This is a genomic window from Methanococcus vannielii SB, from assembly GCF_000017165.1.
Classification (GTDB): Archaea; AGJL01; Methanococci; order Methanococcales; family Methanococcaceae; genus Methanococcus; species Methanococcus vannielii.
This window is the reverse complement of the sequence record NC_009634.1, coordinates 44,987-68,630: the sequence shown is the minus strand read 5'-3', so window position 1 is coordinate 68,630 and position 23,644 is coordinate 44,987. Positions and strand designations below refer to the sequence as shown.

Sequence of the window (23,644 nt, the reverse complement as noted above, 5' to 3'; positions counted from 1 at the left end):
TATGAATAACAGTTCAGGCCAAATATTGGTGATATTATGGAAGAACCAAAAATAGGAGTTTATGTCTGCCACTGCGGTGTAAACATTGGTGGCGTAGTTGATTGCGAAAATGTTGCAAAAACTGCAGAAGGACTCAAAAACGTTGTAATTTCAAGAGAATATAAATACATGTGTGCAGATCCGGGACAAGAACTTATAAAGAAAGATATCAAAGAACTTGGATTAAATAGAGTAATTGTTGCTGCATGTTCCCCACGACTTCACGAACCAACATTTAGACGATGTGTTGAAGAAGCAGGTTTAAACCCATTTTTGTTTGAATTTGCAAATATTCGTGAGCACTGTTCATGGGTACATATGAAAGAGAAAGAAAAAGCAACTGAAAAAGCAAACGATCTCGTTAGAATGGCGGTTGCAAAAGCAAGACAGTTAGACCCATTAGACTACTTAACAGTACCGGTTACAAGAAGAGCACTTGTTATCGGTGCAGGGGTTGCAGGAATTCAGGCAGCACTTGATTTAGGGGATTCTGGGTATGAAACCATTTTAGTTGAAAAAACTCCCTCAGTTGGAGGTAGAATGGCACAACTCGATAAAGTATTTCCAACAAATGACTGTTCAATCTGTATTTTAGCTCCAAAAATGGTTGATGTTGCAAAACACCCAAACATTAAACTTTACTCCTATTCAGAAGTAAAAGATGTAAGCGGATACATTGGAAACTTTAAAGTAAAAATCGAGAAAAAACCAAGATACTTATCCGAAGAAAAATGTACCGGATGCGGTTCATGTGAAGAAGTCTGCCCAATAACCGTTCCAAATGAATTTGACATGGGAATTGGAATGAGAAAGGCCATTTACAAACCATTCCCACAAGCAGTTCCTGCAAAATACACAATCGATAAAGAAAGCTGTATTGATTGTGGATTATGCGCAAAAGTTTGTGGCCCACAAGCTATTAATTACAATCAAAAACCAGAAATTATTGAAGCAGAAATTGGTACAATTATTTCTGCAATCGGTTATGACCCATACGACCCAACAGAAAAAGAAGAGTATGGTTATGGAAAAATTCCAAACGTTATTACGTCAATGGAACTTGAAAGAATGATTAATGCGTCAGGCCCTACAATGGGGAAGGTAATCAGGCCAAGTGATGGTAAAAAACCAAAAAGGATTGCATTTATCCAGTGTGTTGGTTCAAGAGATGCAAAAATCGGTAAAAAGTATTGTTCAAACGTATGCTGTATGTATGCAATGAAGAATTCACAGTTAATTAAAGAAAAATCCCCTGAAACTGAAATTGATATTTATTATATGGACATCCGGGCATTTAGTAAAGGTTATGAAGAGTTTTACGAAAGAAGCTCAAAACAATACGGAATTAAGTTTATTAGGGGAAGACCTGCACAAGTTTTAGACAATCCTAAAACAGATAATCCAACAATAAGATCAGAAGACACGCTTTTAGGAGAAATCTTCGAAAATGACTACGATTTAGTGGTTCTTTCAGTAGGTATGGTTCCGTCAAAAAGTGCTGACGAAGTACAAAAATTACTCGGTGTTTCAAGAACAACTGATAGATTCTTCATGGAAGCCCACCCTAAATTAAAACCAGTTGATACTGCAACGGATGGTGTCTATTTAGCAGGTGCGTGTCAGGGTCCAAAAGATATTCCTGCATCAGTTGCACAAGGTTCAGCAGCAGCTTCAAGAGCAGCAATACCTCTTGCAAAAGGGGAAGTTCAGGTTGAACCAATAGTTGTAACACTTGATGAAGATGTTTGTGGTGCATGCGGTATTTGTGTTCAACAGTGTCCATATGGCGCCCCAAGATTTGTTGAAAAAGATGGAAAACAGGCTTTAGAAGTTCTTTCAGCATTGTGTAAGGGTTGCGGAACCTGTGCTGGAGGATGCCCTAGTGGGGCCCTTGAACAATCACACTTTAAAACAAACCAAATTTATGGGCAGATTGAAGGAGTGTTTAAAGACTCATACTAATCCTATTTCCATTTTTACTATTTTTAAATTGGATGATCTTTAACTGGTGGTATTTATGGAAGTTATTAAAAATATAGTCTGCCCATTTTGTGGAACACTTTGTGACGATATTGAGTGTCATGTAGATCATGGGCATATTGTAAAAACTAGAAATGCTTGTAGGATTGGACATAGTAAATTTACACACCGAGAGGGTGCTGTAAGATATACTGAACCGTTATTTCGGGAAAATAAAAAAGATGAATTCAAAGTAATTGATTGGGACACTGCAATAGAAAAAACTGCCGAAATATTGGTAAATGCTAAAAAACCATTAATTTATGGATTTTCTGCAACTGAATGCCATGCACATATCGAAGGAATGAAGTTGGCAGAAAAAATAAGGGGCTTAGTAAGTAATACTGCTGAAGTATGTCACGGACCAAGTGTTTGGGCACTTCAAGATGTTGGATACCCAATATGTACGCTTGGAGAAGTTAAAAATCGAGCAGATGTAGTAATTTACTGGGGTTCAAATCCAATGCACGCACACCCAAGACACATGAGTAGATACGGAGTATTCGCAAGAGGATTTTTCAGAGAACGAGGGAGAAAAGATAGAACCGTAATAGTTATAGATCCAAGAGAAACCGACACTGCAAAATTAGCAGATATTCATTTAAAAGTGGATCCTCATAAAGATTATGAACTTGTTTCTGCATTAAGGGCCTCATTGAAAGGCTTTGAACTTAAATCCGATATAATTGCAGGAATTCCAAAAGAAACTATTGAAAAAGCAGTAGAAGTTTTAAAAAATGCCCAATTTGGAGAACTGTTCTTTGCAATGGGGGTAACTCAGACTAAAGGGAAACACAGGAATATTGATACAGCAATACAATTAATAGTTGATTTAAATGCATTTACTAAATTTACATTAATCCCGATGAGGGGACACTATAATGTAAATGGATTTAATCAAGTTTGTACCTGGATTAGTGGATTTCCACTCTGTGTGGACTATTCAAAAGGTTTTCCAGAATTTAACCCTGGAGAAACAGGGGTTACAGACTCATTGATGAGAAATGAAGCAGATGCAATGCTAAATATCGCATCAGACCCTGGAGCGCATTTTCCTCAAAAAGCAGTTAAAAGAATGTCTGAAATTCCACTTATATGTATTGACCCACATGAAACTCCAACATCAGTTCTTGCAAATATTATTCTTCCGCCAACAATTGCAGGCATTGAAGATACAGGGACTGCTTACCGAATGGATGGAGTTCCACTAGAACTTAAAAAAGTTATAAATCCACCCAATGGAACACTTCCTGATAGAGAAATATTAAAAAAGATATTTAAAAAGGTCGAAGAATTAATTTAATAAATATTTAATTTTTTATCAAAGCACTTATTTCTTGAATTAAACTGATTAAAAATATTAAAAACAGTTAATTTGAATTTTTTAATGCTACAATATCATTTACATCCACTAACTTCCAAACATAAGTGTTATCTGATTCAACTAAAGAATTTACTGGCTCATCCTTATTGTGCCCCAATGCTTCAAGTACTGTAGTGGATAACTTTTTTGAAATTATCATTTCTACAAATTTTTCCTTTATTTTGTTCATGTTTTTTAAATCTTCTTCAAGAATTATTTTCCCTTGAATTGTTATAAATTTATAACAAGACATATTTTTTGAATAATTCTCAATTTCAACAGATACATAAGGATTTTTATTTAAAAAGTCTATCTTACGCCCATATTTTGTTGAAAGGAAATACAAATTTTTCCCATCAAAAATGTATAAAAATGGTGCGATGTAAGGATATTTTAAACCGGAAAATGCGATTCTTGAAAGGTAATTATCCATTATAAGTTTATCATATTCTTCTTTTTCCATTTTAGGTATTTTAAAGACCATCTTTTTACCACCTGAAAGAAAAACTTATACTTAATATATTTTCTTAGTAATTTAAAGAAGTTTCGTATTGAATTAAATAAAAAGTTAAAATCCACAGTTAACTTTTATGTAATCTTTATTTTATGATTAATGTTATTTTATTAGCTAATCCGAAAGATTTATATATTGGAATATAGTATATGATATTTCACCGGAAAGTTACTTCCGTTAAATAATAAATATAAGGAATTAAAATTCCTAAAATGATGATGCAATAGAGGCTTTAGTATGGTAAGAAAAATCGCAATTTATGGAAAAGGTGGGATTGGGAAGTCAACAACCACCCAAAATACGGTAGCAGCAATGGCATATTTTCACGATAAAAAGGTATTTATCCACGGCTGTGACCCGAAAGCAGACAGTACAAGGTTAATCTTGCACGGAAAACAACAAACAACAATGATGGACACATTAAGGGAAAAAGGGGAAGACGAATGTACTCCTGATAAAGTTATTGAAACCGGATTTTGTGGAGTCAGGTGTGTAGAATCAGGTGGGCCGGAACCAGGTGTGGGGTGTGCAGGTAGAGGCGTTATAACCGCAATTACACTCATGGAACAACACGGTGTTTACGAAGACAACCTTGACTTCGTATTCTTCGATGTTTTAGGGGACGTTGTATGCGGTGGATTTGCAATGCCTGTAAGGGACGGTAAAGCAGACGAAATCTACGTTGTAGCATCGGGAGAAATGATGGCTCTTTACGCTGCAAACAACATCTGTAAGGGAATGGTTAAATACGCACAACAAAGCGGTGTAAGACTCGGTGGTATCATCTGTAACAGCAGAAACGTGGATGGTGAACTTGAATTATTACAAGAATTCTGTGATAAACTCGGAACACAATTAATCCACTTCGTTCCAAGGGACAACATCGTTCAAAAAGCAGAGTTCCAGAAAAAAGCCGTAGTTGACTTCAACGACACATGCAACCAAGCAATGGAATACAAAGAACTCGCAAGAAAAATCATCGAGAACAAAAACCTCGTAATCCCAACACCAATGACAATGGACGAATTAGAAGAATTAACTTCAAAATACGGTTTCTTAGATTAATTAAAATAAATTACTTACTTTAAATTTAAAGAGGGCAAAAAATGAAAATGATTAGAGCAATTGTTAGGCCAAGTAAAGCAGAAGAAGTAGTTGACAAACTTGCAGACTCTGGATACGTCGCTTTAACAAAAATGGACGTTATAGGTAGGGGAAAACAGAAAGGAATTAAAATCGACCAAATATACTACGATGAACTCCCAAAAACAATGCTCATGCTTGTTGTAGACGATTCCAATGTGGAAAATGTAATTGAAATTGTTACAAAAAATTCGTATACTGGAAATTTCGGTGACGGAAAAATCTTTGTAAGTCCCGTAGATGAAGTATATACTGTAAGAACTAGATCAAACGGATTATAGGTGAGTATATGAAGGAAATAATTGCAATAATCCGACCAAATAAAATGGCAACCACTAAAAATATCCTTGAAGGCCTAGGATTTCCCTCAATGACTGCATCTAGAGTTTTTGGGCGGGGAAAACAAAAGGCAATCATTCAAGAAATTTCCTTTGAAATTCAAAATAAAGAACTTCTAAGCCAGCAGGGTGGAATGAGATATGTTCCAAAAACAATGTTAAGTTTGGTAGTTTTAGACGAAGACGTAAACCTTGTTGTTGAAGCAATAATGAAAGTAAATAAGTCTGGTCAATACGGAGATGGAAAAATCTTCGTATGCCCAATTGAGGAAGTTGTAAGGTTAAGAACTTTTGAAAAAGGAGATTTAGCAATTTAAAGTATGATCAAGACTAAAAAAGAAAATTCATGTCCAAAATAAACTTAAAATAAAATATACAGAATATATTACATTTAAAAATTTTTTAGGAGTGCTAAAATGCCACACTGCTTACTAGATGTAGATAAAGACATCCCCGAAAGAGAGAAGCACGTTTACATCAAAAACTCAAACGAACCAAGACATTGCCAGCCACACTGTAACAAAAGTACAATCCCCGGAAGTATGACTGAGAGAGGTTGTGCATTTGCAGGAGTTAAGGGCGTAATAACCGGTGCTTTAAAAGACGTAGCACACGTAGTCCACTCGCCTGTTGGATGCACTGCATACGGAAATGGTACAACAAAAAGATACCCAACAAACCCATTAATGCCTGATGGAACCGTATTTCCAATTGAAAACTTCAACCTCAAGCACATTATTGGAACTGACTTAAACGAATCCGATGTCGTGTTTGGTGGAATGAACAAGCTTAAAAAAGTAATTAGGGAAGCTGCAAAAGAATATCCTGAAGCAAATGCAATTTATACCTACGCAACATGTACAACCGGCCTTATCGGGGATGATTTAGATGCAGTATGTAAAGAAATGTCCGAAGAACTTGGAAAAGACGTTGTAGCATTCAATGCCCCCGGTTTTGCAGGGCCTACCCAATCAAAAGGACACCACGTTGGAAATTACACAATATTTTCAAAATTAGTCGGTACAAAAGAGCCACCAAAAACAACGGACTACGACATCAACCTGATTGGGGAATATAACATTGATGGTGACTACTGGGTACTTGAAAAATATTTTAAAGAAATGGGTATTAACGTTCTCAGTAAATTTACTGGAGATGCATGCCACGACGAGCTCTGTTGGATGCACAAAGCAAAATTAAGTCTTGTAAGGTGCCAAAGATCTGCTACCTACGTTGCAAAATTAATCGAAGAAAAATACGGTGTTCCATATATCAAAGTAGACTTTTTCGGCCCAAGATACTGTGCAGAAAACTTAATTGCAGTTGGTAAATACTTTGGAAAAGAGGAAGAAGCAAACGCAGTTATCAAAGACAGAATGGACAAAATCCAGCCTGAACTCGACTTTTATAAATCAAAATTACAAGGCAAAAAAATCTGGATTTCAGCAGGGGGCCCAAAAAGCTGGCACTTTGCAGAACCAATTAATGAATTCTTAGGAATGGAAATTGTAGCACTTTCGGGTCTTTTCGAACATGAAGATGGCTATGAAAAAATGAAAGACAGGGCAAAAGATGGTACAATTATCATTGATGACCCAAACACCCTCGAAATGGAAGAAATTGTGGAAAAATACAAACCTGAAATTGTTCTTGGCGGCATTAAAGAGAAATATCTGTTCCACAAATTGGGTGTACCTTCAGTAATGATCCACTCATACGAAAACGGCCCATACATCGGATTTGAAGGATTTGTGAATATGGCAAAAGACATATATTCAGCAATATATAACCCAGCCTGGAAATTGATGGAATTCCAAGAAGAAGAGCCAGGTGATGCAAAATGAGTAATCTAAACGTAATCAACAAAAACAGGACCGCTGTAATCAACCCGCTCGTAACATGCCAACCATTAGGTGCAATGTTTGCAGTATCAGGAATTAAACGGGGACTTCCATTAGTTCACGGATCACAAGGATGTTCAACATTTGTAAGATACGGATTTGCAAGACATTTTAGGGAACCAGCTGATATCGCAGTAACTTCACTTCACGAAGATGCCGCAGTATTTGGTGGAAGAAAAAATTTGATTTCGGGTATCGGAAATTTGGCAGCAAGATTCAAACCTGACGTCATGGGCGTAGTAACAACATGTTCAAGTGAAATTATTGGGGATGATGTCGGTGGTTTCATTAAAATGGCCAAAGACGAAATTGTAAAGAAAATGGGCGTAACTGCCGCTGAAAAAATAAAAATTGTCCAGATAAATACCCCAAGTTTTGTTGAACAGCACTACAAGGGATACGACAATGCAATAAAGGCAATTGTAGACACGCTCGCTGAACCAAAAGATGAACAGAACGAAAAAATAAACATCGTTCCTGGAATCGTAAACCCTGGTGACATTAGGGAAATTAAACACCTTCTTTCACTCATGAAAACAGAAGGAATCATGCTTACCGATACATCAGACCCATTTGACTCACCACTCAGGCCTTCAAAAGCTGAAAAAAATCCCTACTACCAAAAAGGTGGAACTCCACTCGAAGAAATAAAAGATTCAGCAAATTCGCTTGGTACAATATCACTCTGTAGTTATGCAAATACTGGTGCTCAGTCGCTTGAAAGAAAATACAAAATTCCTTCAAAAGTGGGTGGAACTCCAATTGGCGTTCAAAATACTGATGAATTCGTAAGAACAGTTAAAAAATTCACTGGAAATGAAGTTTCAGACGACCTTCTCGACGAAAGAGGATTATTAATTGACGCAATGGCCGACCTTTCATCAAGATACTTGTTTGGGAGAAAAGTGGCAATCTACGGGGATCCTGCATTAACCGCAGGACTTGCAAGATTTGTAACGGAGCTTGGAATGATTCCTTCAGTAGTTTGTGTCGGTGTTAAAAACCCGGAATTCGTTAAAGAAATGGAAAAAGTAGCTAAAGAATCAGAAGACGATGTAGATGTTCTCTTAGGACAGGATTTAAGAGCATTGGATGTTTACATAAAAGAAAACCCGGTAGACATCATGATAGGTAACTCAGACGGTAGATTAATGGCAAAAGACCATAAAATACCGCTTTATAGGGTTGGATACCCAGTTTACGATAGAGTGGGAACTGCAAGAAGGCCTATTGTTGGATACAACGGTGGCCTTAACTTGATTGACGGAATCACGAACACGATTCTTGACAAATACTACGAAGTTCAAGACTGGAAACTCCAACAATAAGGAATCGATTGAACCGAGGAATACTATGGTTTTAAACCTGGCTACAGAAAACCGGAAAACTGAAATTTCAAGTAAAGACGGTGATTTTGACATAGAGGTCAAAATCCCAAACTACATTATTGATACTTTAAAATCCCGTGAATCACACATGTGTGTTTCCGGTAAAAGCGACTCAATTCCAGACTGCGACAAAAATTCAGCTCCGGGCATGATTACACAAAGATCCTGCGTATACGGTGGAGCTAGAGTCGTTTTAATGCCGATAACTGATGCAATACACCTCGTACACGGGCCAATAGGCTGTGCAGCATGTACATGGGATATTCGGGGAAGTACGTCTTCAGGGGACAAACTTTATAAAACCGGATTTTCCACTGATTTACGGGAGAAAGACGTGGTATTTGGGGGAGAAAATAAATTATACGAATCAATACTTGAATTAAATAGACTGTACACTCCTTCTGCAATATTTGTTTATTCTACTTGCGTAGTTGGCCTAATCGGGGATGATATAAAAGCAGTATGCAAGAAAGCACAAGAAATAACAGGATGTAGGGTTATTCCGGTACAGTCAGAAGGGTTTAAAAGCTTTAACAAGTCAGCAGGTCACAAACTTGCATGTGACGCAATGATTGATTATTTAATAGGTACAAAAGAACCAGAAGAAGTTCACCCGTACAGTATTAATATAATTGGGGAATTCAACGTTGCAGGAGACCTCTTTGGAATTATACCATTATATGAAAAAATGGGTGTAAAGGTACAGACTGCAATTACTGGGGATTCAACTGTAGAAAAAATTGCAAAATGCCACCATGCTAAGTTAAACATAGTGCAGTGCCAGAAATCTTCCAATTATCTTGCAAGTAAAATGGAAGAGAAATACCAAATACCAACTATCAAGGTAAATTTCTTTGGAGTGGAAGAAACTACGAAGTCTTTGAGGGCTGTTTCAGAGTTTTTCGGCGATGAAGAAATGATTAAAAGAACAGAAGAACTCATAAACTCAGAAATTAAAAATCTTAGGGATGAAATTGCAAAATACAAAAAAGACCTTTCCGGAAAGACTGTTGCAATATATTCTGGAGCCCATAAGTCCTGGGCACTTGTAAGCGCATTTTCAGAACTCGACATGGAAATTATCATGAGCGGTACTCAAAACGGAAAGCCCGAAGACTACCAAAAAATCAGGGAACACGTCTGCGAAGGCACATTAATTGTAGACGATGCAAATTCAATGGAACTTGCAAAGCTTTTAAAAGAATATAAGCCGGATATATTAATTTCTGGGGCTAAAGAAAAATATATTTCCCTAAAATGCGGGGTTCCGCACTGTGATTTCAATCACGATCGGATAACTGCGTTTTCAGGATATAACGGATTTATAAATTTTGCAAGAGTTGTGCATACGGCAGTTATGACGCCGGTTTGGAGACTTTCGAAGAAAATGACGTAGAGGAATATTATGAATGATAAAAAATTTGCTGTAATAAATCCCTGTAAAATATGCCAGCCAATGGGGGCAATACTCGCATTACTTGGTGTGAAAAATGCAATGCCGTTGATACACGGTTCTCACGGATGCAGCACGTACATGAGATTTCAACTCGGCCGTCACTTCAAAGAACCTGTAAGCGTGTCGTCAACATCAATGAGTGAAGCAAACGCCGTACTCGGAGGTGAAGAAAACTTAAAGAATGCAATTAAAAACGTCTGCAAAATTTATAAACCCGAAATAATAGGCATAACTACAAGCTGTCTTAGTGAAACTATTGGGGACGACGTTGAAGGAATAATCCGGCTTTTTAAAACAAAAAATGAAGATTTGCCGTATTTAGTACCAATATCAACCCCAAGTTACAAAAATACCCATGTAGAAGGATACGATTCAACAGTTAAGGCACTTGTTTCGAATTTAGCAACTCCATCAAAATCAAACTCCAAATTAAATTTAATTACTGGAATGGTCTCACCAAGCGATACTGCAGAAATTAAACGGATATTACAGGAAATTGGTATTGATTACATAATTTTAACTGATACATCGGAGTCATTGGACGCCCCATTTGATGGAGACGTTTCATTCATGCCAAATGCCGGAACAACGGTAAACGAAATTAAAGATACTGCAAATTCTTATGCAACAGTTTCACTGTGTAAACATGCGAGTTCTGCTGCAAAATTCCTTGAAGAAACTTATAAAATAAAATCAATTTCGACATACCTTCCAATTGGGCTACAAAATACTGATGAATTTTTAAATGAAATTACTAAAATTTCAAATGTCGAAATCCCCAATAAGATTCAAAAAGAACGTGGAAAGTTGATTGATGCAATGATTGACGCCCACCAGCATAATTTTGGACGAAAAGTTGCAATCTATGGCGACCCTGACATTGTAGTTGGATTTACAAGATTTGTAATGGAACTTGGAATGATTCCTTCAATTGTCTGTACTGGTAACGAAAGTGAAGCGTTTATAAATGATATAAATGAAATAACAAAAAACAGTAAGGATAAGCCAGTAATTCTTTCTGGAGGGGATTTATATGACCTTCATCAGGAAATAAAAAAATCAAAAGTGGATTTATTGATTGGAAATTCATATGGATCAAGAATTGCAGGTGCTGAAAATATACCCTTGATTAGAATGGGGTTCCCAATTTACGATAGGGTTGGAGCTCAAAGAATAACCTGTTTAGGCTATTCAGCAGGAATTAAACTTGTGGATACAATAACAAATACAATTCTCGACAGGTACTTTGATGAGTTTGGATGGGCATTAGATGAAGATAAGGAGGTACAAAATGAAAACCTTAAAAATAGCTGTTTCCTCAACTGATGGCGTAAACATTAACATGCATTTTGGATCGTCTACTCATTTTCTTATTTTTGAAATAAACGATAAAATAGCAGAATTCCTAGAGTTAAGGGAAAACCCTACAAAGCATATAAATGAACATAAAGACCGGTGGAATGGTGCACTTGAACTATTAAAAGACTGTCAAATAATATTTTGTAGTAAAATTGGGGACATTCCAAAGTCAATACTGGAAAAAAATGGTATTAAGGTAGTAATATCTAAGAATACATTAAAAGAAGCGTTAAAAGAATATATGTTTTCATGAGTATTTACTAGTTATTAAAATAGATGGTAAAATATGGTAATATAATGACATTTTTTAAAAATCCAAAAGTTTGAGGATATCGTTAAATATTTTTTTATTTTAGTTTATTTTATAAATCAATATTAAAAAGAAAAAGAAAGGTTTAATTAATTATCAAATAAATATATAGAATAAAGCTATTTTAAAGGAGTTAGTATGAAAAACCTTGAAAGTGCAATTTCCAAATACCATTCAATAAAAATAAAGCATATTCTTCCGCCTCCAAAAACAATGCCTGTATTATGTTTTGATTCAAAAATCATGGAGGTTTTAGAAATATTAAAAACCCGGCACCATGTTTGGGTAATTGATTGTAAAGAAGATGGAAAACTTATAGGAGTTATTAGGTACCTTGATGTTATTAATTTTTTAATGCCTCCAGAAAAACATTCAATGTTTATTGGAAATTCCAAAAAGGCATTTGTGTCTGCGTTTAGTGGGGCCGAAACAGCAGGTGATGTGATGGAAAAAAGTGCAGTTACGATAAATCATGAAAAAACGGTTTTGGAATCCTTAGAAAAAATGAAAAATTATAATTTACAGTTACTTGCAGTAGTAAATGATGAAAATAGGCTTATAGGAGAAATAAGTCTTAGGATTTTAATAAATAAGTTTTTAGAACTATGTTTTTAAGGTGTTTTTTTGGAACTTTCTTGGGTGCTTTTTACTATTGGAATATTTCTGATTCTTGGAAAAATTGGAAACGAAATAATGTGGCGAATCGGGCTTCCAAGTGTTTTTGGGGAATTACTTGTTGGTATAATCTTTGGAAATCTTTTATTTTTTGGAATAATTGATCCAAAATACATAACTATTCATGAAAATGAAGTTTTTAGTTTTTTATCAACTCTTGGAATAATGTTTCTTTTGTTTTTAAGTGGGCTTGAAATAGACATACATAAAATTAAAAAAACAGAAGGGATATCTATTATAACCGCACTTCTTGGCGTGGTTTTTCCATTAATTTTAGGATATATTATTCTTTCAAATTTTGGATATACCAGTAAAGAATCAGTTATTGGCGGAGTAATTCTTACTGCAACTAGTATAGGCATAACTACACGACTTTTAATGGATTTAAATGTTTTAAAAACCGATGTAGGTGCTGTAGCCATTAGTGCAAGCATTATTGATGATTTTTTAGGGATTATTCTTTTAATTGTAGTGATTGGTTCTGGAAATTTATTTGAAATTGCTGGAAAAATTATATTATTTTTTATATTAACCGGGTATTTAGGCTTTAAATTAATTAAAAAATATATAAATTTAGCTGAAAAATTGCACATTGAAAAAAGTGTTTTATCATTTACACTCGGATTAATGTTTTTATTTTCTTTTTTATCCCAAAACTGGTTTGACGTTGCAATTGAAGGTGCGTTTATGGCTGGTTTAATATTATCGAAAACTTCAGAAGGAAAAATGCTTTCAAAAGAATTGAAATCTATTGGAAATTCGTTTTTAATCCCTTTATTTTTTATATATACTGGAGCAAAACTTAATTTATACGCATTTTTAAATTTTGATGCCCTCTTTCTTTCAGCAATATTTATTATTGTTGGAGTATTCAGTAAATTTTTAGGCTGGGGAATTGGAGCAAAAGTATTTGGAAAATGGAATCTTAAAGAAGCATTACAACTTGCTTCAACATCAGTTCCAAGGGCAGAAATTGCGCTAATTAACTTAATGATTGCAGTTACTGCCGGAATAATTTTGGAAAAAAATATATCAACATTTATTGCTGCAACATTGATATTTATAATGTTTACAATAATTTTAACACCATTTTTATTTAAAAAAGTATTTAGATAAGTAATAAAATCGAGTAATTTATATTTAAAAAATAATTATAATTACTAAATATTATAGTATTTTTTCAGCTAAAAGTTCTGAAATTGACTCATAAATTTTTTTACATAAAAACTCGATTTCGCTTAATTTGATAACCAGTGGAAGCACAAAAATTAATGTATTTCCAATTGGCCGGATATAAATTCCTTTTTCAAGGAGCCGTTCAGCAACTTTATATCCTGCTTTGTAACCATAATCATAAGGTTCTTTTGTTTCTTTATATTTTACAAGTTCAATTCCAATCATATATCCTGATTTTCGAATATCTCCAACTGGAGCTAGTTCTTTTAATTTATCCAAACGTTCATGTAAAAATTCAATGTTCGGCCGTATTTCTTTGCAGATATTAGTTTCTTCTAAAATATTTAAAGTTTCAATTGCTGATGCACATGTTATCTGGTTTCCAGAATACGTGTGGCCGTGGAAAAGCTGTTTACACTCATCAAAAGTTCCTAAAAATTCTTTGTATATTTTATCAGTTGCAAGAGTTAATGCAAGTGGTAAGTATCCGCCAGTAATTCCTTTTCCAAGGCATAGAATATCGGGTTTTTCAAGCTCTTTTAGTTCATCTAAATCAGAATAAAATACTCGCCCAAGTCTTCCAAAAGTTGCGATTTCATCGAGTATTAATATAATATCGAGTTCTTTGCAGAGTTCTGCAACTCCTTCGATGTATCCTTTTGGATAAGGAATCATTCCTGCAGAACCCATGACGCCCGCTTCTAAAATTACGCAAAATATTTCATTTTTATGGGTTTTTATTAATTCTTTCATTTCTAAAAGACATTTCATCTCGCATCCTAGTTTATTTCTTTCATCAGTATCTTTAAAGTCATAGTATTTACACCTGTAACAATAAGGAGTACTTGCATGGTATCCATCAAATAATAACGGCTTAAAACACCCATGAAACAGTTCACTACCTCCAACACTCATTGTTCCAATTGTATCTCCATGATAACCTTCTTTTACAGATACAAACTTTGTTTTATTTGAAAATCCTTTTAATTTACAGTATTCAAAGGCCATTTTTACAGCAATTTCAACAGCTTCTGCACCATCTTCAGAAAAAAATACTTTTGTAAACTGTTTTGGTGAAAAATCAACATACCTTTTTGCCAAAATTGCTGAAGGAACATTTCCACATCCTAATTGTGTTGAATGGCCAATTTTTAAAGCTTGATTATAAATTGCGTCAATTATTCTCTTTTCAGAATGCCCAAAAAAATTGCACCAAATTGAAGAAACTGCATCCATGTATTTTTTGCCGTCAACATCAATTAAATAAATTCCCTCTCCTTTTTCAATCAAAAGTGGATTTCCTTCTTGATATTCTTTCATTTGTGTAAATGGGTGCCAAACATATTCTTTATCAAATTTTTTAAGTTCTTCATTTGAATAGTTTCTATTTTCCATTTTAACACCTTTAAACTACATAATTTTTATATTTGTAAATTTTCTAAACTTAGAGGTATTCTAAACATTATAATATTTAAAACTACAAAAAATTAAAAGAGTATTTTTAAATAATTAATTCATATGGGAAGTCCACTCAGATACTATTTCAGAATTATTCCTAACCCATTCTCTTGCAACATCTTCAGGATTTCTTCCTTCATCACTATATTCGTATATCCATCCACTTTGAATTTCTGGCGTAATTTTGAATTTTTTAAAAAATTCATAGAGAACTGGATCGTCACTTTCAAGACCTTTTCTTGCAATGGTATATACTTTATCCCCATCCCCATATACTCTTTCAGGGTCGTCTAGCATTACTATATCAAACCTGAAGAAAACGGAGTGAGGTTCCCAGACTGTTACGATAATATTTTCATTTCTATTAAATGCCCGTTCTAGTTCTGCCATCATAGCGGGCGTACTACTTGACTTTAATTCATAATTTTCTAATCCATAAATTTCAATTGCATTTTCAGTATTTGACATGATACCTGCACCAGGTTCAATCCCTACGATTCTACTATTAAATATTTTTCCATTACCTTTCAAATCAGTAATCGATTGAATACCTGATTCATATGTATGCCTTGGAACCGCAAGTCCGAGTGCAGTTTTTTCAACGTTTACATTTACTTTATCTAACTGGTCACCGTACTGGTTCCAGTAATTTTCATGGGTTGCAGGTAGCCATCCTGCAAGAAGTACATCAAGTTCCCCTTCTGCAAGTTTTGCGTAAACAAGTCCTGCATCAAGTGAATTTAATTTTACAGCATAGCCTTTTTCTTCAAGAATAACTTTTACAACGTTTGATTTAACGGTAACTCCCGGCCATGGGGGAAGTCCTAAATTCAGTGATTTTTGTTCGGAATCATTATTTTCAGAAGCATTAAGACAGCCTGAAAAAAGTAAAGCCAAACTTAAGATTGGAATCATAAGTAATGCTTTATAGTTCATAATATTCACCATACTAATTTTCAATATATTCATTTTTAAATGATATTTTAAAAGTTAATTTTTAGAACCCACAAGGTTACGAGTAATTCTATCAAAGATCATTGCAAGGAATGTAACAGCAATTCCTGCTTCAAGAGCCGGTGCTAAACTGTATCTTTGAATACCCGATATTATAACCTCACCTAACCCGCCCGAACCAATAAACCCTGCAATAACGACCATTGAAAATGATAACATTATTGCCTGATTTACCCCCATCATTATTGAAGGAAGCGCTGTTGGCAGTTCTATTTTCGTTAGTATCTGCCAAGAAGTGCTCCCAAATGCACGCCCCACCTCCACAAGTTCATCCGATACCTGCTCAATTCCAAGTGCGGTTAGTTTTATTGCTGGAGGCATTGCAAATATAACTGTTGCAATAATCCCTGGAACTTCACCAATTCCAAAGAAAAGTACTGCAGGAATTAAGTATGCTAACGATGGAAGGGTTTGCATAATGTCGAGAATGGGGCTAATGATTAAATTGATAGTTTTAGAACGTGCTTTTAATATTCCAAGAGGGATCCCAATTAAAAGCGCTATTATCGTTGAAGTTAAAATCAAAGATATTGTTGCAATTGACATATTCCATAATCCCATCATCAGTATTATTGATAAAAAAATAACTGCAAATGGAACAGTTTTTAAATTTACCGTTTTCCAAGTTATAATCCCGATTATTAAAATCAGTAAATATGGATTAATTGAAAAAAGTAAAGTACTGAAAAAATTTGCAATAGTCTTTATTACCTGTGAAATTATGTCAAAAAACCACGAATAGTTCTTAATTAAAAATTCAATCAAATTTACTAAAGATTTTCCAATTTCAAGATTAATTGACTCGATCATATTGATTCACCCCTATTAATTTTTTACAAGGTCGATTACTTCTTTAAATTTAATATATCCTAAAAACATATTTTCCTCGTCAACAACGGGAAGGGGATATTCTGAAGATATAAATTGGGGTAACCCTTGATTTATTGTCTTAATATCTTTTAACGGCTTAATTTTATGAATGGCGTTACATACTAAATCCGATTTTTCAAGGCCATCTTTAGTTGAAATTCCAAGATATTTTCCGCTTTCATCCAACACATACGCAAAATCGTACTCTAAATCATTTAAAATTTTAACTGCATTTTTTGCATCCATTTGAGAATTTAGTGTAAATTCAGGTTTTTTAGCAAGGGATTCTGCCCTTATTACTGTTGTTTTATCGATGTCTTTTACAAAAGATTCTACAAATTCATTTTTCGGGTTTAATAAAATATCTTCGGGTCTTGAAAGCTGGACTATACTTCCCTGTTCATTTAATATCATTATTCTATCCCCAAGCTTTACGGCCTCATTTAAATCGTGGGTGATAAATATGATAGTCTTTTTCATTTTTTTCTGGATTTTTAAAAGTAGTTCTTGCATTTCAAGCCGAATTAATGGATCTAATGCACTAAAAGGTTCGTCCATCAGTAGTATTTTTGGATCTATTGCAAGTGCTCTTGAAAGTCCAACACGCTGCTGCATACCCCCACTTAATTCTGAAATTTTACTTTTTTCCCAGCCTTTTAGTCCAACTAAAGAAATTGCTTTTTCAGACATGTTAATTCGCTCTTCAAGCCCCATTCCTTGAATTTCAAGCCCTAAAGAGACATTTTCCAAAACAGTTCGGGTAGGGAGTAATCCAAATTTTTGGAATACCATTCCAAAGTATTCTCGCCTAATATCAAGTAATTTTTTTTCATCCATATTCGAAATTTCAATATTGTTATTTAGAATTATTTTTCCAGAAGTAGGTTTTATCAGCCGATTTATACAACGGAGTAGGGTGGATTTCCCACTTCCTGAAAGTCCCATTATTACAAATATTTCTCCTTTTTTAACATCAAAATTAATATTTCTTAGGCCAACAACTTGTTTTGTTTTTTCCTTTATTTCCTGTCGAGATAATCCTTCTTTAATCAAAGGATAGGTTTTTTCAGGTTTTTTTCCAAATATTTTATAAAGCTCACTAACATGAAGTATTGATTCTCCCATGTTATCACCATTTTAAAATTTTAAATTCAAATTTTTTCAAGTAAAATGATTTAAAAAAGCATTTTTTTTAATAAATTTTAATAAATTTTAATAAATTTTAATAAATTTTAATAAATTTTAATAAATTTTAATAAATTTTAATAAATTTTAATAAATTTTAATAAATTTTAATAAATTTTAATAAATCTTTTAGTAAAATATTTGAAAAATACCTAAATCGTCTAAAATGCTCCATATACTAACTTTTTAATCATTGCATAAATAATTATTGGATTAGGTTTATATATTAGATTTTTTGTTTTACTCTAAAATGGACTATTTTATTTAATAGGACTGTTTTTTTAGAATTTATAAGTTGACAGTATAATACCCCTTTAAAATTAAGAACATATAAATACGTTTTTTAAAAGAAATAATTTAGGCTTAAAAAATGGTGGTATAATGACAAAATTCATGGAAGAAGCTATAAAAGAAGCAAAATTAGGGGCTATTGAAGGTGGAATTCCAATTGGGGCAGTTTTAGTCTATAAAAATAAAGTTATCGGAAGAGGGCATAACAAAAGAATTCAAAAAAATAGTGTAGTATTTCATGCAGAAATGGATGCACTTGAAAATGCAGGACGCATTAATTCTAGTATTTATAAAGACTGCGAGCTTTATACTACTCTTTCACCGTGCATTATGTGTAGCGGTGCAATTTTATTATATAATATAAAAAAAGTGATTATTGGGGAAAATAAGACGTTTAAAGGTGCAGAAGAACTTTTAGAAAAAAATGGTGTTAAACTGGAAGTTTTAAATGATAAAAACTGCATAGATATGATGGAAGAATTTATAAAAAGTAATGAAGAACTATGGAATGAAGATATTGGTAAAGAATAAAAAAATAAAAAATAAAAATAAGGAATCGTGGTTTTTTATGAAAATAATAATTCTTGAGGGATATGCATAACTTCTAGGAATTATCTTGGAATAAATTGGAAAAATTTAGGGAAATTATTGTTTATGAACGAACGCCGTCTTAAAAAATGGTTGAAAGAATTTTTGATGTAGACATAGTACTTACAAATAAAGTAGTGATTGATAGAAACGTTTTTGAAAAATGCCCGAATTTAAAATATATATGGGTTACTGCAACAGGGTATAATATAGTAGATGTTACTTCAGCTGTGGAATTTGGGGTAATTGTAACAAACGTTCCAGCATATTCGACAGATTCCGTTTCATAGCTAGTATTTTTAATTTTCTTGAATAATGTCAAAATTTTTCCAAATATTCAAAAAGTGTAGAATTGGTCGAATGGGTTAATTCAAAGGATTTTCTGGTACAGGTTAGAGTTCCTTTCAACAAAACCTCGAAAAAAAGATAATCCGCTTTTAAATGCTAAAAATATTCTGATAAATCCAATATAGCTTGGATATCAAAAGAAGATAAAATCCGGTTAATTAATACTATTATATCAAATTTAAAAGCATATTTTCAAAATAAACCAATAACTGTTGTAAATAAATTATTAACTGTTAAATTAGAGTTATTTAATGATATTTAATAATATAAAAAGAGTTATGGGGTTAAATATGAAAACAAAAGATATTATTTCGTTTGCTGGAAAAAACATAACTCGAAAAAAAACCCAAAGCAGTCTTACAATAATTGGAATTGTTATAGGGATTTTAGCAATTGTAAGTTTAATCTCTCTTGGCTACGGCGTTCAAAACTATATACGTGGAGAAATTACGACTGTTGGGGCGGATATTATTTCAATACTCCCTTCACAAGAGTTTGGAGGGCCCGTATCCGGTAAAAATTTCAAGGATAAAGATGTAAATGCAATTAAAAATGTTAAAGGCATTTCAAATGTACTCCCCGGGTGGTTTGGAGGTCAAATTATAGAATATCGTGATCAGAAAAGTTATGCAAATACATACCTTATAACTCCTTCAATCTATTCAGACATATTTATAAATTCCTTTGGATATTCATTAGATAGTGGAAGGTGGTTAAACGATAATGACAAAAATTCATGTATTTTAGGATATAATGTTGCAAAAAACACGTTTAACAGGGAAGTTCGTGTTGGAGATCGGGTAACAATAGGCGATAATAGGTATAAAGTTGTAGGCATTTTAAAAGAAACAGGAAACCCAAGAAATGACAACGCAATTACGCTACCTTATGAATCTTCAAACGATCTTTTCAAAATAAAAGACGAATATAATATCATAACCGTTTCCGTTCGTCCCGGAGAAGATGTAGTAAAAATTTCAGAAGATATTAAAAAAGAAATTGAAAAGTCACGAGGAGATGAAAACTTTTCAGTGTTAACTTCAGAACAGCTTGCAGAATCAATTAACAGTATATTCTCAGTTTTAACACTATTTTTAGTAGGTGTTGCTGGAATTTCATTATTAGTTGGTGCAGTTGGAATATCAAATACCATGCATATGAGTATTTTAGAACGAAGAAAAGATATTGGAATTTTAAAAGCTCTTGGTGCTGAAAATAATACAATTCTTTCAATATTTGTTATAGAAGCTGGATTTTTAGGATTATTTGGTGGAATTATAGGAACGGTTTTTGGAATTTTAATTGCAAAAGCAATAGAATATTTTGCAAAGATTGCAGGATATGGGCTTATTAGAGCATGGATTTCTCCAGAATTAATATTTGGTGTATTAATATTCTCATTTGTTGTAGGAATATTAAGTGGATACTTCCCTGCAAGAAGTGGAGCTAAATTAAATCCAGTTGATACTTTAAGGGGTGAATAATTTTTTCATTGAATATAGAATTTTTAAAATAAAATTTTAAACTCTTAAATTTAAACAAAAGTAATATTAAGTAAAAAATTTAAAAGTAAAGGTAAATTTATAATTTTGTAGCACATTTTACCTTTAAAATGATGCCATAGTAACCTAGTTTAAATTTCAGTGTTTTTATATAATATAATGTTTTTAATTATTTTAGCGGTGAAATTTTGAAATTAAGAATTGGAACAAGGGGAAGTAAGCTTGCAATGATTCAGACTAAATATATTGCGAGTCTTTTAAATGAACTCGGCGTAGAAACGGAGATAATTATTATAAAAACGACGGGGGATAAAGACCAGAATAAAAAACTTGCTGATCTTGGAATAGGCGTCTTTACAAAAGAACTCGACAATAAAATGCTTGAAAATGAAATTGATATTGCAGTTCATAGTTTAAAAGACGTTCCAACACTATGGAGTGATGAATTACAAATTACTGCAACTCCAAAACGTGAAAGTCCTGATGACTTAATTTTATGGAATAAAAATAGTAATTTTAATATCGAATATGATGAATTAATCGTTGGAACGTCAAGCATTCGAAGAACTGCATTTTTAGAGCTTTCAAACCCCAATTTAAAAGTAAAGCTATTACGTGGAAATGTTGCAACAAGAATTGATAAACTTCGAAACAATGAATATGATGGAATAATCATGGCAAAAGCAGGGCTTATTCGACAAGGTATTGATTTATCAGATTTTAACTATGAAAAACTTGAAATACTTCCAGCACCTGCTCAAGGCGTAATAGGCGTTGCTTCAAGAAAAAAAGATTATGAAATAAACGAAATCCTAGAAAAGATAAATGATAAAAAAACTTACCTTGAAGCAGTTGCAGAACGGTGGTCTTTAAAAGAATATGGTGGCGGATGTCAAGCCCCATTTGGAGCTTTTGCCTTTTATGATTTTGATGAAGGGATACTTACACTTAAATGCGACCTTGTAAAAGAGATTCATGGAAAAAAAATCTCAATTTCAAAAGAAGGATTTGTTTACTGTAATGTAAATGATGTTGAACTTTCAAAAGACCTCGGAAAAAGAGTTGGACTATCATTTAAAGAATCAGATATTTTTGAGATATAACATAAAATTTTTAAATAACTATAAATGATTTTAACAATTATATTTTTTATCCATTAGGTATACTGAGGGAGTCATATATGGCCGATTATAACAATGCAGTGGTTTATCATGATAATAATGGAATTGAATATGCCATTCAGCTTAAAAAAACTCTTGAAAAGGGATTTCAGCGGGATTGTTTTTTAATAAATTTTGATAATCCAAATTCAAATCTAAATCCTACATATGCGTTAAAAACAAGTAAATACGTTATATTTTTGTTTAATTCAATGTTTCCAAATGAAAAAATTATTTCAGAATCTAAAGTATCTTTTGAAATGGAAAAATGTGTAATTTCGATGAATTTAGCCGATAAAAGTATAGATAACGAATTTAACGTATTCCAGTTAGAATTTAACGATAATTATACTCTTTCAAAAAATATCGAGTTAGAACTTGAAAAAATAAATGATTTTGAAAAAAGAAGTGCTGACTACATTGAAGCAAACAGTCATTTCCATATTGGTAGCATCTTTTTTAATTTTAAAAAGTATGACGAAGCCCTTAAAAATTACAAAAAGGCCGTTAAAATCATGCCTGACTTTTTAGATGCGATAAATAATGTGAATATCCTTTCCAATATAAAACTTTCTAAAATAGGGGAAAATAACGTTAAAGAAGAATTCAAAATTATTAATTATCGAGAAACTAAAATTGAAGAACTTATTCCGGATATTTTTGAAAGTGTAGATGAAAATTTTGAAAGTTTTGATGGGATTAAAATTGAAGAAAACAGCATTTTGATATCGGACGACCTATTTAATAACGTAGAAAGTTCAGATAATAAATATAATAATCTTGAAAATAATTTATCAAAAATAGAGAATGATTCTTACGTCCCTATTGAATCAATAGAAGTTAGCAATTTAGAAAAATTTCAAGTAGATTTGGATTTAGAAAAAAAGGTTACTGAAGAAATAAAAAACGATGTAGAATCTTTTGAATATTTACCTAAAAATAATACAAAAGAAGAAAATCCAACAATTAATAAAGAGATAATTGAAAATGTATCCTTAATTAGCGATGTAACCTTAAAAAACTTAAAAGACTATGAAGAAAACAATAATAAAGGTTTAAAATTTTTTGAGTCTGCAAATAGTTATTATGAATCAGGGGAATTTGAAAAAGCAGAAGAAGAATACATAAATGCAATTCAAAATGATTTTGAAAATTCAGAATTACATAATAATTACGGATGTCTTTTAGAACAGTTTGAAAGATTTGAAGAAGCGGAAAACGAATTTAAAAAGGCAATATTACTCGATAAAAATAATTCAAAAGCACAAAATAATATTGCAACGCTTTTTGCAAGACTTGATAATTATGCTAAAGCAGAAGAGCACTACAAAAAAGCAATTGAGATTAACCCGTGTTACTGGGAAGCAATTTATAACTTAGGGGCAATGTATGCCACAATAAAACGATATGATGAAGCAATTATTCAAGTTAAGTCAATTATAAAGATATTTAGGTCAGAAGGAAATATTAAATTCGTTTTAGAATTAAAAAAGCTTGTAAAGCATCTTAAAAAACTTAAAATTCAAAACTATAATAAGTAGTTTTAA

Annotated in this window: 22 protein-coding genes; 17 read left to right on the top strand and 5 right to left on the bottom strand. The window is 32.9% G+C overall.

Annotated elements, in window-relative coordinates:
- Nucleotides 1-36 precede the first annotated feature (36 nt).
- Together MEVAN_RS00355 and MEVAN_RS00350 are read left to right on the top strand one after the other, a co-directional pair.
- Nucleotides 37-2,001 (top strand): CoB--CoM heterodisulfide reductase iron-sulfur subunit A family protein, encoded by a 1,965-nt coding sequence (locus tag MEVAN_RS00355; RefSeq protein ID WP_011971886.1) that lies wholly within the window; start codon nucleotides 37-39, stop codon nucleotides 1,999-2,001.
- Nucleotides 2,002-2,056: 55 nt separating this feature from the next.
- Nucleotides 2,057-3,361 carry a formylmethanofuran dehydrogenase subunit B gene (locus MEVAN_RS00350; RefSeq protein ID WP_011971885.1) on the top strand — a complete coding sequence of 435 codons (1,305 nt, stop codon included), beginning with the start codon at nucleotides 2,057-2,059 and terminating at the stop codon, nucleotides 3,359-3,361.
- A gap of 67 nt (nucleotides 3,362-3,428) precedes the next feature.
- Here MEVAN_RS00350 and MEVAN_RS00345 read toward each other — a convergent pair whose 3' ends face one another.
- Complete coding sequence (locus MEVAN_RS00345; protein WP_011971884.1) at nucleotides 3,429-3,905, bottom strand: pyridoxamine 5'-phosphate oxidase family protein; 477 nt, start codon at nucleotides 3,903-3,905, stop codon at nucleotides 3,429-3,431.
- Nucleotides 3,906-4,172: 267 nt separating this feature from the next.
- On the opposite strand from MEVAN_RS00345, the gene nifH reads away from it, so the two are divergent.
- From nifH to MEVAN_RS00295, 10 genes are all read left to right on the top strand, one after another.
- Nucleotides 4,173-5,000: a nitrogenase iron protein gene (gene nifH / locus MEVAN_RS00340; RefSeq protein ID WP_011971883.1), complete on the top strand. Its 828-nt coding sequence runs from the start codon at nucleotides 4,173-4,175 to the stop codon at nucleotides 4,998-5,000.
- A 41-nt stretch (nucleotides 5,001-5,041) separates the two neighbouring features.
- On the top strand, nucleotides 5,042-5,359 hold the full coding sequence (locus MEVAN_RS00335; RefSeq protein WP_011971882.1) for a P-II family nitrogen regulator: 318 nt from the start codon (nucleotides 5,042-5,044) through the stop codon (nucleotides 5,357-5,359).
- An 8-nt stretch (nucleotides 5,360-5,367) separates the two neighbouring features.
- Entirely contained in the window at nucleotides 5,368-5,733 is a 366-nt protein-coding gene (locus tag MEVAN_RS00330) for a P-II family nitrogen regulator (protein WP_011971881.1), read from the top strand.
- 99 nt (nucleotides 5,734-5,832) lie between these two features.
- On the top strand, nucleotides 5,833-7,260 hold the full coding sequence (locus tag MEVAN_RS00325; RefSeq protein ID WP_011971880.1) for a nitrogenase subunit alpha: 1,428 nt from the start codon (nucleotides 5,833-5,835) through the stop codon (nucleotides 7,258-7,260).
- Nucleotides 7,257-8,645 (top strand): nitrogenase component 1, encoded by a 1,389-nt coding sequence (locus MEVAN_RS00320; protein WP_011971879.1) that lies wholly within the window; start codon nucleotides 7,257-7,259, stop codon nucleotides 8,643-8,645. Before MEVAN_RS00325 ends, MEVAN_RS00320 begins: the two co-directional genes overlap by 4 nt.
- A gap of 25 nt (nucleotides 8,646-8,670) precedes the next feature.
- Nucleotides 8,671-10,101, top strand: a complete 1,431-nt coding sequence (nifE, locus tag MEVAN_RS00315; RefSeq protein WP_011971878.1) for a nitrogenase iron-molybdenum cofactor biosynthesis protein NifE — start codon at nucleotides 8,671-8,673, stop codon at nucleotides 10,099-10,101.
- A gap of 9 nt (nucleotides 10,102-10,110) precedes the next feature.
- Complete coding sequence (locus MEVAN_RS00310) at nucleotides 10,111-11,487, top strand: nitrogenase component 1 (protein WP_011971877.1); 1,377 nt, start codon at nucleotides 10,111-10,113, stop codon at nucleotides 11,485-11,487.
- Nucleotides 11,453-11,773: a NifB/NifX family molybdenum-iron cluster-binding protein gene (locus tag MEVAN_RS00305; protein WP_011971876.1), complete on the top strand. Its 321-nt coding sequence runs from the start codon at nucleotides 11,453-11,455 to the stop codon at nucleotides 11,771-11,773. The genes MEVAN_RS00310 and MEVAN_RS00305 overlap by 35 nt, the downstream gene beginning before the upstream one ends.
- A 195-nt stretch (nucleotides 11,774-11,968) precedes the next feature.
- Nucleotides 11,969-12,445, top strand: coding sequence for a CBS domain-containing protein (locus tag MEVAN_RS00300; protein WP_011971875.1), 477 nt, complete (start codon nucleotides 11,969-11,971; stop codon nucleotides 12,443-12,445).
- Between the two features lie 9 nt (nucleotides 12,446-12,454).
- Nucleotides 12,455-13,621, top strand: a complete 1,167-nt coding sequence (locus MEVAN_RS00295) for a cation:proton antiporter (RefSeq protein ID WP_011971874.1) — start codon at nucleotides 12,455-12,457, stop codon at nucleotides 13,619-13,621.
- Between the two features lie 51 nt (nucleotides 13,622-13,672).
- Here the strand turns inward: MEVAN_RS00295 and bioA are convergent, their stop codons facing one another.
- The 4 genes from bioA to MEVAN_RS00275 form a co-directional block, all read right to left on the bottom strand.
- Entirely contained in the window at nucleotides 13,673-15,076 is a 1,404-nt protein-coding gene (gene bioA, locus MEVAN_RS00290; RefSeq protein WP_011971873.1) for an adenosylmethionine--8-amino-7-oxononanoate transaminase, read from the bottom strand.
- 114 nt (nucleotides 15,077-15,190) lie between these two features.
- Nucleotides 15,191-16,075, bottom strand: coding sequence for a glycine betaine ABC transporter substrate-binding protein (locus MEVAN_RS00285; protein ID WP_011971872.1), 885 nt, complete (start codon nucleotides 16,073-16,075; stop codon nucleotides 15,191-15,193).
- 54 nt (nucleotides 16,076-16,129) lie between these two features.
- A complete protein-coding gene (locus tag MEVAN_RS00280; RefSeq protein ID WP_011971871.1) occupies nucleotides 16,130-16,963 on the bottom strand; it encodes an ABC transporter permease in 834 nt (277 codons plus the stop codon).
- Nucleotides 16,964-16,978: 15 nt separating this feature from the next.
- Nucleotides 16,979-18,148, bottom strand: coding sequence for a quaternary amine ABC transporter ATP-binding protein (locus MEVAN_RS00275; protein WP_011971870.1), 1,170 nt, complete (start codon nucleotides 18,146-18,148; stop codon nucleotides 16,979-16,981).
- A 441-nt stretch (nucleotides 18,149-18,589) separates the two neighbouring features.
- Between MEVAN_RS00275 and MEVAN_RS00270 the strand changes: the two genes are divergently transcribed.
- The 5 genes from MEVAN_RS00270 (at nucleotide 18,590) to MEVAN_RS00250 (ending at nucleotide 23,638) form a co-directional block, all read left to right on the top strand.
- Complete coding sequence (locus MEVAN_RS00270) at nucleotides 18,590-19,030, top strand: nucleoside deaminase (RefSeq protein ID WP_011971869.1); 441 nt, start codon at nucleotides 18,590-18,592, stop codon at nucleotides 19,028-19,030.
- A gap of 146 nt (nucleotides 19,031-19,176) precedes the next feature.
- Nucleotides 19,177-19,377 (top strand): Rossmann-fold NAD(P)-binding domain-containing protein, encoded by a 201-nt coding sequence (locus MEVAN_RS09015; protein ID WP_052290591.1) that lies wholly within the window; start codon nucleotides 19,177-19,179, stop codon nucleotides 19,375-19,377.
- Nucleotides 19,378-19,725: 348 nt separating this feature from the next.
- Nucleotides 19,726-20,919: an ABC transporter permease gene (locus tag MEVAN_RS00260; protein WP_011971868.1), complete on the top strand. Its 1,194-nt coding sequence runs from the start codon at nucleotides 19,726-19,728 to the stop codon at nucleotides 20,917-20,919.
- 206 nt (nucleotides 20,920-21,125) lie between these two features.
- A complete protein-coding gene (hemC, locus tag MEVAN_RS00255; RefSeq protein ID WP_011971867.1) occupies nucleotides 21,126-22,040 on the top strand; it encodes a hydroxymethylbilane synthase in 915 nt (304 codons plus the stop codon).
- Nucleotides 22,041-22,117: 77 nt separating this feature from the next.
- The gene (locus MEVAN_RS00250) at nucleotides 22,118-23,638 is read left to right on the top strand and encodes a tetratricopeptide repeat protein (protein WP_011971866.1); all 1,521 of its coding nucleotides are present in this window, start codon (nucleotides 22,118-22,120) and stop codon (nucleotides 23,636-23,638) included.
- Nucleotides 23,639-23,644: the final 6 nt, after the last annotated feature.